Below are 13,939 nucleotides of genomic sequence, written 5' to 3' on the forward strand. Positions count from 1 at the left end.
CTATGTCTATTACCTCACAAACAGACCTTCTCAACATTCGCAAAGCCAGCGAAGCGGTGGCCCTCACGTTGCGCCAGATGCGCGACTACGCCCGCCCCGGCATGACCACCAAAGAGCTCGACGACTATGGCGCTGCGTGCTTACAATCCTACGGTGCACGATCCGCGCCGTACCTCACGTACGGCTTTCCCGGACATACCTGCATCAGTGTAAACCACGACGTAGCCCACGGCATACCTTCGAACAAGGTCGTACTCGCCGAAGGCGACCTGGTAAACATCGATGTCTCTGCGGAGCTCAACGGATACTGGGCCGACAACGGCGGCTCGTTTGTGTTAGGCCGTGATCTGCACCAACGCGGCGCATTAGTAGACGCCTCTAAAAAGATACTGCACAAAGCCATCCACAACATCCGCGGCGGCGTGCGCATCGCCGACATTGGCCGCCTGATTGAAACCGAAGCGCACAAGGCCGGCTACACCGTGTTACGCAACCTGGTAGGCCACGGCATCGGCCGCGCCCTGCACGAAGCACCCCACGAGATCCCCTGCTACTACGACCGCCACAACCGCGAACGCTTTCGCAAGAACTCGGTGGTAGCCGTCGAGACCTTTATCTCCACGCGGGCCACGATGGCATACCAGAAAAACAACGATGGGTGGACCCTTACAACGCGCGACAAGAGCTTCGTTGCCCAGCATGAACATACCATTGTCATTACCGACGGAGCCCCTATCATTCTGACAGAGGCTAATCAAGTTTGGGACAACCTATAAGCCAATGCCCGTAATGTAACGGCATCTGGCGCAAGTCTTAGCCCGTCTCGGGCGGAGACTTGTGCCTACCCTGTCGCCAGTCTTCAGACTGGCGACGAGGCGGCGTCGTGGGCTTTTTTACATTTGAACAAAGAATAAAAATGCTTCTACCGAAAGAAAGCAATCGATTGTTTTGCCCATCCCCTCCATTTTTAATTCCTGCACATAGCCCCTCAAAACGCAAAAATCTTAGCTTTGCTGTCCGTAAATTTTCATTAAACAACAGATACCGCCTCATGAAAACGATCAACGACATCAACTTTAACGGCAAACGCGCCCTCATTCGCGTTGACTTCAACGTACCCCTGGACAAGAGCTTTAACGTTACGGACGACAACCGCATCCGCGCCACGATCCCGACGCTGAATAAGATCCTGAAGGACGGCGGGAGCGTTATCCTGATGTCGCACCTGGGCCGCCCGAAAGACGGTCCGGAAGAAAAATACTCATTGAAGCATGCTATCAAGAAAACGGAAGAGCTGCTGGGCCGCCCGGTAAAATTTGCCAGCGACTGCATCGGTGACGAAGCCTATAAACTGTCGGCTGCCCTGAAGCCGGGTGAAGTGCTGCTCCTCGAAAACCTGCGCTTCTACAAAGAAGAAGAAAAAGGCGATACTGCCTTTGCCGAGAAACTCTCCAAGCACGGCGATATTTATGTGAACGACGCCTTCGGTACTGCGCACCGCGCGCACGCTTCTACGACCATCGTAGCACAATTCTTTAAAGAAAAATGTGCAGGCCTTGTCATGGCGGCTGAGCTGGACAACGCCAAGAAGGTTATGGAGAAGTCGGCGAAGCCCTTTACAGCCATCATGGGTGGGGCGAAGATCTCCGACAAGATCCTCATTATCGAAAACCTGCTCGACAAGGTAGACAACCTCATCATCGGTGGCGGTATGGCGTATACCTTCTTCAAAGCCCTGGGCGGTAACATCGGCAATTCGTTAGTAGAAGCCGACAAGCTGGACCTCGCAAAAGAGCTGATCCAGAAAGCCAAGGCGAAAGGTGTAGACCTCCTCCTGCCTATCGACTCGATCATTGCTGATAAGTTTGCTGCCGACGCGAACACCGACGTAGCCAACAACAATAACATTAAAGACGGCTGGATGGGCCTCGACATCGGTCCCCAGGCAACACAAGTATTTGCGAAAGCCGTTGAAGATTCGAAGACCATTCTCTGGAACGGTCCGATGGGCGTATTCGAAATGGAAAAATTTGCTACTGGCACGCGGACTATTGCCGAAGCCGTCGTAAGCGCAACCAAAAAAGGCGCCTTCTCGCTGATCGGTGGTGGCGACTCGGCTGCTGCTGTTAACCAATTTGGTTTCAACGACGACGTAAGCTATGTATCGACCGGCGGCGGCGCGCTGCTGGAGTACTTTGAAGGCAAAGTACTGCCGGGTGTAAAAGCACTCGAATAAGATCACACATAACATGTATAGGAAAGGTTCACGGCATATACCGTGAACCTTTTTTATTTTGCGTCTAAGGATGCGTAGTGTCGCCCGTATTAATGGTCGTCTTCGTTCCCACAGCTTGCGCACCGTTAGCGTCGGTAGCTGTCACCCGCAGGTGCAGATCGAGGTCAAGCGGCATTTGCGCGGTCTGACTGGTGCCCGTACCGGTAACAAAGGTGTTGTAATGAACTCCGTCAATGGTATATTCCCAGTAATAAGTATACGGCGCCGTGCCGCCACTCGCAGAGGCTGTCCAGGTGTAATAGTCCCTGTTGTTTCCACGTGCAGGGCCGCCAACCGATACCAATATCACAGCCTTCGGTTCAGGTGCGGCAATGCGCGGACTCGATGGGCTTGTTTCTTTTTGCCGACGCACGGTGGTTTTGGCTTCCGGCATTTCCGGGCTGGTCGCTGCCAGCAGGAACAGGGCGCTCATTGCCACCCACAGCAATAGCAGGTGGCTCTTCATTGTTTTTTTCATTTAAACATCGTTTAAGGGGGTGCCTACTCATGTCTCAGCTTTTCGGCATACGCTGTTGACTCACTCGGCCATGGGGCATTTATACATGGCACACAACATCTCGTGAAAGCTATCCGCCCGCAACCTGCGAGTCGCAAACAAGGTAGAAAAAAACCTTAGATTTCATGTCCCTGATTTCTAAGGCAGGCAGGGTGCTTTGCAGTACCCGCCTTGCGGGGCGAAGCGTGCGACGCCCTGTATGTGGGCGCTACGGTGCGTGACATGAAATTCCTGTTAATTCTCTGCCAATAGTCGCGTTTGCGCGGTGATTTGGCGAACGTCTGTTGTAGAACCCTTGGCAAGTCGGGAGAGATCGCGTATTTTTAAGTATTCCAACGAATGAAGTTCTGGAAGGGTCTAAACATTTGTAACAACGACTGACAATGAAAAATGGATTTCTGCTGCTCGTGCTGCTTTGTGTAGGATTGGTATCGTGCGATAAGAATGAGGGAAATACGCAGGTCGCGCTGAAGAGCGGAACCTATACCGGCGAGTTTAGCCGCTTCAATCCCGATGGCCGCTGCACCCCCACTCCCGTGACCCTTGTGATCCAGAACAATAGTTTTAACGGCTTCAGCGATGTGACCAAGTCTCCGGCCATTGGCGCCGGCGTGTACAAGCTGACTGGCGCGGAGATCGAATTTACCGACCAGCGTGTCTGGACGGACGAGTTCGACTGGACGTACGTGCTCAACGGCAAATACAAATTCAAAACGATCGGCGACGAAGTCATTATCGTGCGCATGTACGCCAACCAGACGACCGACGTGTACAAACTTCATTGGCAGGATCCGGCCACAACACTCAACTCGCGCAACACTGCCGAGACTGTACAAACCTCCGAAGAGTAAGCCTCACATTGTCCATGATAAAATCCGTATACTTTTGCGGCAGCCTGTTGCTGCTCGTGGCGTGCGGCCCGTCTGAAAAGCGTAGCGCCGTCTCGGATGCCATTGAAGCCTCCGCTGCACAAGACCTTTGCTTCCAAAACATCACCGGCAGCGACTCCCTGCTCGTGAAGCTGACGATCATCGGCAACGACGTTAGCGGCACCCTGCGCTGGCTTCCTTCCGAAAAAGACAAAATGGTCGGCACCTTAGACGGCACCCTGCAAAACGACACCATCACGGCCGTCTACAGCTATCAGGCCGAAGGCACCGACGCCCGCGAAGAAAAGATCCTCCGCCTCACCCCCGACTCACTGTTCATCCAGCACGGCGAGCTTGTCGATCAAAACGGCACCTGGGTACTCAAAAACAAGCGCACAGCACAGTTTACCGAAGCTGCCGTCAAGACAGCTTGCAAGTAGCAAGTCCTGGGCGATATCTTGATAAAAGAACACAAAGCCACGGAATATCTCTCGAACAGATGCCCGAACGCAAACACCGGGATTCGCTTCAAAAACTATCCGGCATTTTGAGTTTTTTGTGATTTGTAGTGGCGGCCTTTCCGAACGGTGTCCGCGCGATTCCGACATGCTTCCCGTTTGATCTTCCCTCTTCCTTACCGGGATCTTCGCCTGATCCATGGATGTTCTACCCTTATTATAGCATAGATCATCCGTGGTTCAACTGTGGGACAACCGTGGAACATCTATGGGGGACACTCGAAGTATCCCGGGGGAAACCTGGTTTTTTGGGGCCTTCCCGAAACTCCCCCGGGCACCCCATCGGCCCTCCTTTTTCGCATTGACTGCCATCCCTTCGGCCACTTTTTTTCATTTCTGATGCCACGCTGTAAGCTAACGTAATTTGTTTCAAAACAATCGATCAAAAGTGATATAACATGTGACTAAACAGGTGATCCTGTGCACGATCAAATTAGATATCCTGATGATTTAGTTTTGACAGGCAGGCATAAAAAAAGGAGCCGTCATAAAGCTAAAAATGACGGCTCCTGGTAAGGAGTGCTGGGTTGTTCTGCTTTTTGGGTGTTCCGCGACCAGGAACAGATCAGGAAACAAAAGCATACTTCTTCTTCACAATTCATGAAAGATGATGCGTGCACCTTTCCACACGTCACTCCAAATATTTTCTTTGCCTCCGGATCGTGTAAAAATCCATCGGCCAACCGGGTACTATTTCAATTTCTCTGTTGGTAAAGCAAATCGCTTACCAGGAAGTTAAGCTAAGTAACGCGTACGTCAGCATAATGGTTGTAGCAATGCGCAATAAAGTTTTCATATAATATAACCGTTTTCGTTGGTTCTTCCTTTATTCCGGAGCACTCGTCACTGACATAACGCTCCTGCCCGCCGGATTATTTTCCAACCACACCTAACTCTATACCGGCATTGTGTCAATGTATAAAGAAATAATAATGCCAAAGAGTACATTTGTTTGACGAATGGCCATCTCCCCAATTATCAGCGAGTTATGACCGCTAATTTCCACAGATATAGGTCATTCACCGAGTGCTTTATAATTCTTGGGAAACACACACAATGGCACAGACTTTTCTACGTTTACGGAGTGAATCATCAGACGGGAGAGGTTATGAATATAAAAAAACAATTCAGGAAACGGTGCTTGTTAGTCGGAACTTGCCTAGGTGTGATTGTCATCGCGCTGCATGTTACTGCAGAAGATGAGCCAAAAAAAACCGTTAGCGTAGAACCTCAATTGTTGCAAGCCAAAACGACTTACACGGCCGAACCAATACAGCGCAATACCTTCCGGGTGAAGGGCATTCGCTAGCCTGTATACGCGCACACGCGTATAATAAAGTATATACGTGGGTAACGTATATACTTTTCGATTAGTTCTTACTTAGCGTAGCGAAGGGTACCGCGCAATGTTTGAAGCTCTTTGGTAGACAATCTTCTGCGGGGTACGAATTGACGACGCTCACGCAAGGAAGCCTTGGCGGCAGCATCTTCATCCTCTAGCGGGAAGAACACTTTGGCAAGAAAGTAGGCCGCCGTCATAAAGGTGCCATACATGCCAAAAAAGATCAATACAATAGTAAATGCGTCCATAAGCCATTAGACAGTTAATACGTGTCAATACTGGAAAATTTGATGCCATTGTGCAACGCGTGCGGTTTCCAGGGCTATCGCGGACAATGTGTAGCAAAAATCCACACTTTTGTACACGTTACTCCCCACTTCATGTTTCTCCTCCCCAATCGCTGGAAAATGCTTCTCACCAGCCCGGAGATTTTACGCCTGCCAGTGCTGGCACTTGATTTTTCAAGGCTACACCAAAGTTCCATCTCTAATATTTTAAGATTATGAACGACTTGTTATATGTAGTAGCGGTTATCCTGATTATCGGGTGGCTCTTAGGGGCATTTGTTTTCAGTGTGGGCAGTATTATACATCTGCTTTTGGTGATCGCTATCATTGCCGTTTTGTTACGGCTTATCAGAGGACGAAGCGTTTAGCGGTTATTATAAATATCTTTTATTGGGCAGGCCCCACATTTACTTTTGTGGGGCCATTTTTCTTTTCCCAGTAACAAATAGCATGCAGGCGCGCGACGTGTGCATGAATTTTGCTAACCGCTATGGCCCGTAAGCACCCTGTGCAAAGACCCTTTGTTTTACTTAACATCTGTATCATGAACATTTTTGTTGCAAAGCTTAATTTCAAGACGCGCAAAGAAGAGCTCGAAGCCGCCTTTTCTTCCTATGGCGCGGTAAGCTCGGCGAAGATCGTACGCGACAAAGAAACCGGCCGCTCCAAAGGCTATGGTTTCGTTGAAATGCCGGACGACAATGAGGCCCTGCAGGCCATTGCTTCTCTGAATGAAAAAGAGCTCGACGGTCGCGAGATCGTCGTGAAACCGGCCAACCCAAAGACGGCCGAAGCTGCACCGTATTAATTTCGATTAACCTATACGCCTTTGGCGGGAAAGTCCACGGCATTGCTGCTGCTGGACTTTTTCATTTTTATGACTTTTTTTGGCATATTATCTGGTTCAAACAGTAATTGGAACTACCCCCAGTCTGCAGCATGGTGAACTCGCGCGACAAATCGAATCCCGTCTCCGTAAAAGGAAAGGTCCTGGCAGGCTTCTTCTTTGCCCTGATTGCCATTATGCTGGCCCTGGGCATTACGCACTTTGCATTCCGCACCATGCTGAGCACCGTGGACGAGCTGTCTGAGCCCAACGAGAAGCTTACTGCCCTCCATACCGTCTTCCAGGAAATCACGACGCTGGATCAATTACAGCGGGCCGAGGCCATCCGCAATCCTTACAAGCCTTATCGTGCATTCCTTTCACAGTCCAAAACAGTTGCGGCGCAGATCGACACCATTTTGGCCATGCCGTGGGACACCGCCCAGCATAGTCGCATCAGCGAAATGAAGCAGGTGCTCAAACAACGCGACAAGCTGTTTTTCTCTTACTTGCGTCTAAAATTACGGTTGGCTGCCAACCGCCAGTATACCGAGCGCCTGGATACGCTCGCCGTAATCCTCGACCAGGGCGGCGATACCAGCGTGGTGACCACGCAAAAGAAAACCACCACAACGTATTGGAAAGATTCTACCGTCGCATCTGAGAAAGACAAGAAACCCGCTCGTTTCCGGCTCTTTGGCAAAAAGAAAAACACCGCTGCAACACCGGAGACCCAGCATGTGAAAGTGGAAGAAGAGCTGAGCGTGCAGGTGGACACATTGGCTGTGGCGCGTCAGAGCAACGCGCTGGAAGAAGTGGAGAAGATCATGCGGGAGCTGGACGATAACCGCGTCAGTCAAAACCGGCGATTGCAACGTCGTGAGCTGGAACTGATCCACGCCAACAGTCTTTTCATCAACCAGCTGCTGGGCATCCTGCACGAGGTAGAGAACGAAGAGCTGCAGCAGATGCGCAAAACCAATCAACAGGCCGGCACACTCTTCAACCAAAGTATATCGCGCATCAGCATGTTGCTGGTGGTATTCTTCCTGGTGGCGGCATTGCTCGTATACCTCATTTGGATCGACATCAGCAAAAGCAATTACTACAAAGAGCAGCTGGAGCGCTCGCGTGACGAAGCCGAAGAGCTCGGCCAGATCAAGCAACGCTTCCTGGCCAACATGAGCCACGAGATTCGCACGCCCCTGCAGTCGATTATCGGCTTTGCCGAGCAACTACGCCAACGCCCCGGCAGCCCCGAAGCGGCCGCCGCCATTCACAGCTCGTCCGAGCACCTGCTGCATATCGTCAACGAAGTGCTGGACTATAGCCGCATTTCTTCCGGTAACTTCTCGCTGGCAGAAGAGGCGTTTACGCTGCGCACGCTGGTAAACGAAGTCGAAGAAGCAATGCGTGTGCAGTCCGAGAAAAAAGGCCTCACCTTTCTGCTCGACTATGAGCAGGCGCTCGACTACCGCCTCCTCGGCGATCCCTTCCGCCTGCGGCAGATACTATACAACTTACTGGGCAATGCCATTAAGTTTACCAATAAAGGCTTCGTACGCCTCACGGTACGGACGGTTGAACAACCGGGCGACACAATAGCCTGTACGTTTGAAGTCACGGATACAGGCATTGGCATTCGACCGGAAGATCTGAAGACGATCTTTAATCAATTCGAGCAGGCCAGCTCGTTGGTGGCCGAACAATACGGTGGCGGCTCCGGTTTGGGATTGACCATCGTGAAGTCGCTGGTAGAAGCCCAGCGCGGTACGGTGGAAGTATCCAGCGAACCCGGCATTGGCTCGACTTTTCTCGTACAGTTGGCCTTTGCGCGTACGACGCAAACTGTACAACCTGCTGCCCACGCGCCCGCACCGGGGCAGCTCAGTATTTTCCACGGCAAGGTATTGCTGGTCGACGACGACCCGATGATCGTACGGCTGTGCGGCCTGATCTTTACCAACAACAATATTCCTCACCAGCTTTTCGAGGAAGCCGAAAAATTGCTGAACCATCCCCCCGACCCTACCGTGACACACATCCTGATGGACATCCGCATGCCGCGCATCAACGGCATCGAGCTCTGTGCCGCGTTACGCAAGAAGTATCCGCGCAGCACGCGGTTCATTGCCCTGACGGCTCATGTCTTTGCACAAGACCGCCAGAAGTTGTTGGACGGCGGCTTCGATGTCGTGCTCGCTAAACCGTTTCACGAACAGGAACTGCTGGAAACGCTCGGGCTCTCTGCCGGCTCGCAGGCTTTGTCGGAAGCGGCAAGTGCCGCGGCCACGCCGCCGGCAGCACTGGATTTGTCAGTATTAAAGCAGATGACGTTTGGGGACGAGTCGTTGTTGCAGTCGGTGTTGACTCAGTTTGTGGAAGAGACAGGAGATGACTTGCAACGGTTGGAAGCGAGTGTGCAGCATAGTGATACAGGAATATTGCGTGAGGTTGTACACAAACTGGCCGGGCGCACGGGCCAGATGGGTGCTATGCCCCTGAGCGTCCGGTTAAGGGCTTTAGAGAAACGGATTCACGAAGGTGAGATTTTACCAGCCCTTGGCGATGAAGCGGCGTTACTGCAAGGGGAAGTGGAAGAGATGATGAAGAGTGTGCGGGTGTTGAGTGATTTGTAATGCTCCGCTTTAATCCAACAAAAGATCGGCGGTGAAAGTTATTTCGATCGATACCCCGGCAGCGGCGTTGGAGGAGATGTTTGCGCTGCCGTCGAGGTCGCGGGCCAGGCCATGGATAAGTGCGAGGCCGAGGCCGGGCTGCTTGTGCTTGATGTCGAAATCGGGGGGCAGGCCACGACCATTGTCGGCAATGGTGAGCGTGACGGTGTAAGCCGTATCCTGCCGGAGGGAAATGGACACGCGGCAGTGCTCTTGTACCGGCGCGGGGAAGGCATACTTGATGGCGTTGGTGATGGCTTCGTTCACGATCAGGCCAACGGGAATGGCCTGCGACACGTCTAGTTCAACGGACTGGATATCCAACGGGATGTGAATAAACCGGGCGGCAGGAAAACTGTCGCGCAGGTATTCGGTCAGTTCATGGAGGTACACGGCCATGTTCACGGAGGCCCGGTATTCCGTCTGGTACAGCTTCTGGTGAATCAACGACATCGCGTATACGCGGTTCTGACTGTCCTGGATGGCCGATACTGCTTCGCTGTTTTGCAGCACGTGCGATTGTGATTCGAGCAGGCTCACCACCGTCTGTAAATTGTTTTTTACCCGGTGATGCACTTCTTTCAAGAGCCATTCTTTTTCGACGATCACTTTCTGCAGCACACTGTTTTTCGTTTCTATTTCGCGTTGCCGGCTGGTAAGCTCAACATTGTTTTTCTTTTTTAGGCGGTATTGATTAAACACCAGTCCCAAAATGACTACCGATACGACCAACCCGGCCAGGATAGCATTTTTCTGAAACGTGGACTGTGCCAGCTGCTGGCGAGCCAGCTCCGAATCTTTTGTCAACAGCGCGATGGATTGTTGTTTCTTTTGCGTTTCATACTCGACTTCCAGTAGCGAGATTTCTTTGGCTTTGACATCATTCAGCGCCGAGTCGCTATAAAGCTTGTGAAGTTTATATTTCTCCAGGGCCGCGCTATAGTTTCCGTTTGCCGAATCTATTTTATACCACGAGGCGTATATATCGGTAAAACTATACATCCGTTGTGTTTCCCGGGCCAGCCGTTCGGCTTCGGCCAGGTACTTTTCGGCGGCGTGGTATTGTTTTGATTGCACCAAAAACTGACCGATGCTCAGATATTGGCCCAGTTTCACAATGGGTACGGGGTCGCCCAGTGTCAACAGTTTATCACAGTACCGTTGCGCCGTGGCATAGTCGCGCAACTGGGCGTAGGCTTGCATATACCGCAACGTCATTCGCCTATCCTGCTTCGGGGTCATCAGACGCTGGTATTCTTTTGTGAAGCGGTTCAGAAATTCGATTGCCTCCCGCGGATGATTGGCCGCGGTCGTAACTCTGGCAAAACTGTTGGCGGCACTAAAAAAATCGTTCGTATGCAGGTCCGCGTAGTAGCGGTACATGCGGTAGGACTTGTCGTAGTGCTCCCGCGCCACCTCGTAGTTTTTGAGTTGTTCATACATTTCCCCTATAAAAAGGTGCAATACGGCTGCCTCACCCGTCGTGTCGCCGGCAGCTTCCGCCAGTTGCAACGCCCGAAGTTCGTATTTCAATCCGACGTTGTGTCCACCCAAAAACGAATAAACCATACCCAGCACGCCGCATACCCGATACCGGTGCACGCCCCCGGTCGGTTCCGCTAGCGTGAGGCTGCGGTGGTATATCGGCAATGACTCCTTTAGCTTGCCTACTCGGTTAAGACTGAAACCCACCTGATACAAGGCCATCGACTCCCGCAGCACATTACCCCCGCGCCGAAAGCACGCGGCCGCAGAATCGCACAGCTGCAATATTTCTCCCAGGTCCGAAACCTGATTACCGTAAAGATCCACCACATCGCTGTAAGCCTCCCCGAGCCGGGTGGGCGAGCCGTTCGTTTGTACAAAGGCGATAAGCTTATCCTGTGCGGTACGTTTGTTCTCCAGGGCTGCCGTAGCGTCCTCGTCGTGCGTTAGCAGCCAGTCGCGATAGTTTACCCACAGGGCAATCTCGTGCAGGTGGGTCCTGTATATGCCTGTATCGTATCCTGTTTTCTGGCTTAGGGTCAACGCGTCTTTGACAAACCGCAGGGCACTGTCGCGCGCTGTGGTGCGGCTCGCATGGCTGGCGGCGTGGGCACTGAGTTCGAGCAACAGGCGTACGCGGGTGGTATCCGCAACGTTTCGATGTAATTGTACATTGACTTTTTGTAGCTCGTCTTTTGTGAGCGACTGAGCGACCGCGCCCACGGAGAGTAACAGAACGAACAACACCAAACCGCTCCCACGAAAGGCGGAGTTATAAGGATACAGGAACGACGACATAGGCGGTTTCGGTTGGGGACAAATAATATGGATTATTCAATCCCGTACTTCTCCATTTTCAAATACAGCGTCTTACGATCGATATTCAAAATCCTCGCGGCCTTCGACTTATTATACCGCGCCTCTTGCAGCGTCTTCACAATCATCTCTCGCTCCTGCACCTCTTGTAATACTTTGAGGTCATATACCGGCGCCGCCTGCGCACCGGGGCTGGTCGACGGATTCTTAATCGCCGACATCATTTCTACTGGCAATGCCGTGATATCGACAGTGTTGCCGGTGGTTAGTAAGACTGCGCGCTTCACCACATTTTTGAGCTCGCGGAGGTTGCCGGGCCAGTCGTAGAGGTGGAAGATGCGAAGGACTTCGTCATCAAAGCCGGTGACGTTGCGGCCTAGCTCCTGGTTGGCCGCACCACGGAAGAAGTCGAGGAATTCGTCGAGGTCGGCGTTGCGCTCGCGCAGGGCCGGTACCTTCATCTTAAATTCATTGAGACGATGGTATAGATCTTCACGGAAGTGACTGTTACGTACGCTCTCGGTCAGGTCGTCGTTCGTCGCGGTGATGATGCGTACATCTACTCTGATCTCGCGGTTGCTGCCGACGGGCGTGACAATACGTTCCTGGATGGCGCGCAGCAATTTCACCTGGACTTCGTACGACAGGTTGCCCACTTCATCGAGGAACAAGGTGCCACCGTGGGCGGCTTCAAATTGTCCGGTCTTGTCCATGACGGCGCTCGTGAATGCACCCTTTACGTGGCCGAACAGCTCGCTCGCCGCCAGCTCCTTAGAGAGGGCGCCGCAGTCTACTGCTACGAAGGGTTGCTTTGCACGCTGGCTCTTACGGTGGATGGTCCGGGCTACATTCTCTTTGCCTGTGCCGCTCTCGCCTTCGATGATGACAGACATGTCGGTCGGTGCCACCAGGCGAATATATTCGTGCAGCTGGCGCGAAGCCTGGCTCTTACCTTCGACAAAATCATTCGTGTCGCTGGCTGCACCGGCCGTGCCGGCAACAGCAGGCTTCTTCTCCTTTTTGAGCGCCTGCTTAACGATCATCAACAACTCTTCGGGGTTAACCGGTTTGGTGATGTATTCGTGCGCACCATCTTTAATGGCTTTTACCGCCGTGCGAATGTCTGAAAAGCCGGTCATGATCACGACCGGTGTATGTTGTGATGCCTTTTTTATCTCAAACAGAATGTCCAGGCCATTGCTATCGGGCAAGCGATAGTCGAGCAACACCACATCGAACGTGCGTGCTGCAAACGCCTTTAAGCCGTCTTTGCCACGATGACTGGTCTCTACCGAATAGCCATGCTTCACCAGAAAACCCTCCAGAATCCGTGAAAAGGTCAGATCATCTTCAATCACTAATATTGCCGCCATACGAGCCGAAAATAAAAAAGAAAGCCGGAATATCTTCCAGCTTTCTCTGCTAATTAAATGATGGTTGTTGGCTTGTTGATAATTAGCTTATTTTCTTGCCTTCTTTGTCGAATTTAATCGTCTTGGTTTCGGCACCATTTTTCAGCTCTACTTCAAAAGTATCTGCTGTCTTGTGATGGTATGCAGAGTTGATCAGCCAGCCGCGGTATTCCTCACCTTCCAGGGCAGTCTTCACTGTCTGGGGAAGCTCTTCAGCCTTAATCTTTACTTTGTCGTCTTGCGGAGCAGTTTGTTCTGTTGATACAGCGGCATTACTGGGCTGTGCTGCTTGAGCGTTGGCTGCTACTACACCGAATACTAAACCGCCGAGGGCGAACATTACTTTTTTCATGACCTTAAGTTTATAGTGAAACAATAATTTCGAACTGATTACACTATATACAATGTTGTGCCACGGCGATCAAAGTTTCCCCAAAAATCTGATTATCAAAATCTTACCTCCAAGCCAACAAGATTCTGCAAACGATTTTCTGTTGAATAAGTCTACAGTGTGGGAGTTAACAGCCCACTCTCCTACACTTCTCACAACTCGCTACGCTTCTTAGCTTCTCTGCGCTCCCGCTTTTTCTCGTCGATCACATAGGCCACCACCAATCCTATGCCACCAAAGATAAAGAGTGCTGCGAAGTAACCGACCTCTTCCATGTCGGCTACGTGATCCAAAAAATCACCCACGAGTAGTCCGATGCCTCCACCAATCATGACCAGGGCGATGTGGAGCGCTGTGGAGGATGCACGGTCAGGAGCCCACAATTCCTTCAGGTCTTTGCCCCGCTCAATAAGCGCCATGCGCTCGATGTTGAGGTTCTTTCGGAGGTATAGAACGATGATGATGCCGCCAATGACGGCGATGATCACCATCGAAAGTGCCAGAATGCCTTCTACCATATCTT

13 protein-coding genes are annotated in these 13,939 nt (G+C 51.8%); 7 read left to right on the forward strand and 6 right to left on the reverse strand.

Going from position 1 to position 13,939, the window contains the following annotated elements:
• Window positions 1-2: 2 nt before the first annotated feature.
• Both map and K7P01_RS03355 read left to right on the forward strand, forming a co-directional pair.
• The gene (gene map / locus K7P01_RS03350; RefSeq protein WP_267289817.1) at window positions 3-776 is read left to right on the forward strand and encodes a type I methionyl aminopeptidase; all 774 of its coding nucleotides are present in this window, start codon (window positions 3-5) and stop codon (window positions 774-776) included.
• 275 nt (window positions 777-1,051) lie between these two features.
• A complete protein-coding gene (locus K7P01_RS03355) occupies window positions 1,052-2,236 on the forward strand; it encodes a phosphoglycerate kinase (protein WP_267289819.1) in 1,185 nt (394 codons plus the stop codon).
• Between the two features lie 64 nt (window positions 2,237-2,300).
• On the opposite strand, the gene K7P01_RS03360 is transcribed toward K7P01_RS03355, so the two are convergent.
• Entirely contained in the window at window positions 2,301-2,753 is a 453-nt protein-coding gene (locus K7P01_RS03360) for a hypothetical protein (RefSeq protein WP_267289821.1), read from the reverse strand.
• Between the two features lie 422 nt (window positions 2,754-3,175).
• On the opposite strand from K7P01_RS03360, the gene K7P01_RS03365 reads away from it, so the two are divergent.
• Together K7P01_RS03365 and K7P01_RS03370 are read left to right on the forward strand one after the other, a co-directional pair.
• Window positions 3,176-3,643 (forward strand): hypothetical protein, encoded by a 468-nt coding sequence (locus K7P01_RS03365; RefSeq protein WP_267289823.1) that lies wholly within the window; start codon window positions 3,176-3,178, stop codon window positions 3,641-3,643.
• A gap of 14 nt (window positions 3,644-3,657) precedes the next feature.
• On the forward strand, window positions 3,658-4,101 hold the full coding sequence (locus K7P01_RS03370; RefSeq protein ID WP_267289825.1) for a hypothetical protein: 444 nt from the start codon (window positions 3,658-3,660) through the stop codon (window positions 4,099-4,101).
• A 1,455-nt stretch (window positions 4,102-5,556) separates the two neighbouring features.
• On the opposite strand, the gene K7P01_RS03375 is transcribed toward K7P01_RS03370, so the two are convergent.
• Complete coding sequence (locus tag K7P01_RS03375) at window positions 5,557-5,769, reverse strand: hypothetical protein (RefSeq protein ID WP_267289827.1); 213 nt, start codon at window positions 5,767-5,769, stop codon at window positions 5,557-5,559.
• 254 nt (window positions 5,770-6,023) lie between these two features.
• On the opposite strand from K7P01_RS03375, the gene K7P01_RS03380 reads away from it, so the two are divergent.
• From K7P01_RS03380 to K7P01_RS03390, 3 genes are all read left to right on the forward strand, one after another.
• Window positions 6,024-6,176 (forward strand): lmo0937 family membrane protein, encoded by a 153-nt coding sequence (locus K7P01_RS03380; RefSeq protein WP_267289829.1) that lies wholly within the window; start codon window positions 6,024-6,026, stop codon window positions 6,174-6,176.
• A 176-nt stretch (window positions 6,177-6,352) separates the two neighbouring features.
• On the forward strand, window positions 6,353-6,616 hold the full coding sequence (locus K7P01_RS03385) for an RNA recognition motif domain-containing protein (protein ID WP_254086714.1): 264 nt from the start codon (window positions 6,353-6,355) through the stop codon (window positions 6,614-6,616).
• A gap of 131 nt (window positions 6,617-6,747) precedes the next feature.
• On the forward strand, window positions 6,748-9,273 hold the full coding sequence (locus K7P01_RS03390; protein WP_267289833.1) for an ATP-binding protein: 2,526 nt from the start codon (window positions 6,748-6,750) through the stop codon (window positions 9,271-9,273).
• A 9-nt stretch (window positions 9,274-9,282) separates the two neighbouring features.
• Here K7P01_RS03390 and K7P01_RS03395 read toward each other — a convergent pair whose 3' ends face one another.
• From K7P01_RS03395 to K7P01_RS03410, 4 genes are all read right to left on the reverse strand, one after another.
• Window positions 9,283-11,595 carry a histidine kinase dimerization/phosphoacceptor domain -containing protein gene (locus tag K7P01_RS03395; protein WP_267289835.1) on the reverse strand — a complete coding sequence of 771 codons (2,313 nt, stop codon included), beginning with the start codon at window positions 11,593-11,595 and terminating at the stop codon, window positions 9,283-9,285.
• 32 nt (window positions 11,596-11,627) lie between these two features.
• Window positions 11,628-12,986 (reverse strand): sigma-54-dependent transcriptional regulator, encoded by a 1,359-nt coding sequence (locus K7P01_RS03400; protein ID WP_267289837.1) that lies wholly within the window; start codon window positions 12,984-12,986, stop codon window positions 11,628-11,630.
• Between the two features lie 82 nt (window positions 12,987-13,068).
• The gene (locus K7P01_RS03405; protein ID WP_267289839.1) at window positions 13,069-13,377 is read right to left on the reverse strand and encodes a hypothetical protein; all 309 of its coding nucleotides are present in this window, start codon (window positions 13,375-13,377) and stop codon (window positions 13,069-13,071) included.
• Window positions 13,378-13,568: 191 nt separating this feature from the next.
• The gene (locus K7P01_RS03410) at window positions 13,569-13,934 is read right to left on the reverse strand and encodes a DUF6249 domain-containing protein (RefSeq protein ID WP_267289841.1); all 366 of its coding nucleotides are present in this window, start codon (window positions 13,932-13,934) and stop codon (window positions 13,569-13,571) included.
• Between the last annotated feature and the right edge of the window lie 5 nt (window positions 13,935-13,939).

Source organism: Parachryseolinea silvisoli (genome assembly GCF_021190955.1).
GTDB classification, from domain to species: domain Bacteria; phylum Bacteroidota; class Bacteroidia; order Cytophagales; family Cyclobacteriaceae; genus Ohtaekwangia; species Ohtaekwangia silvisoli.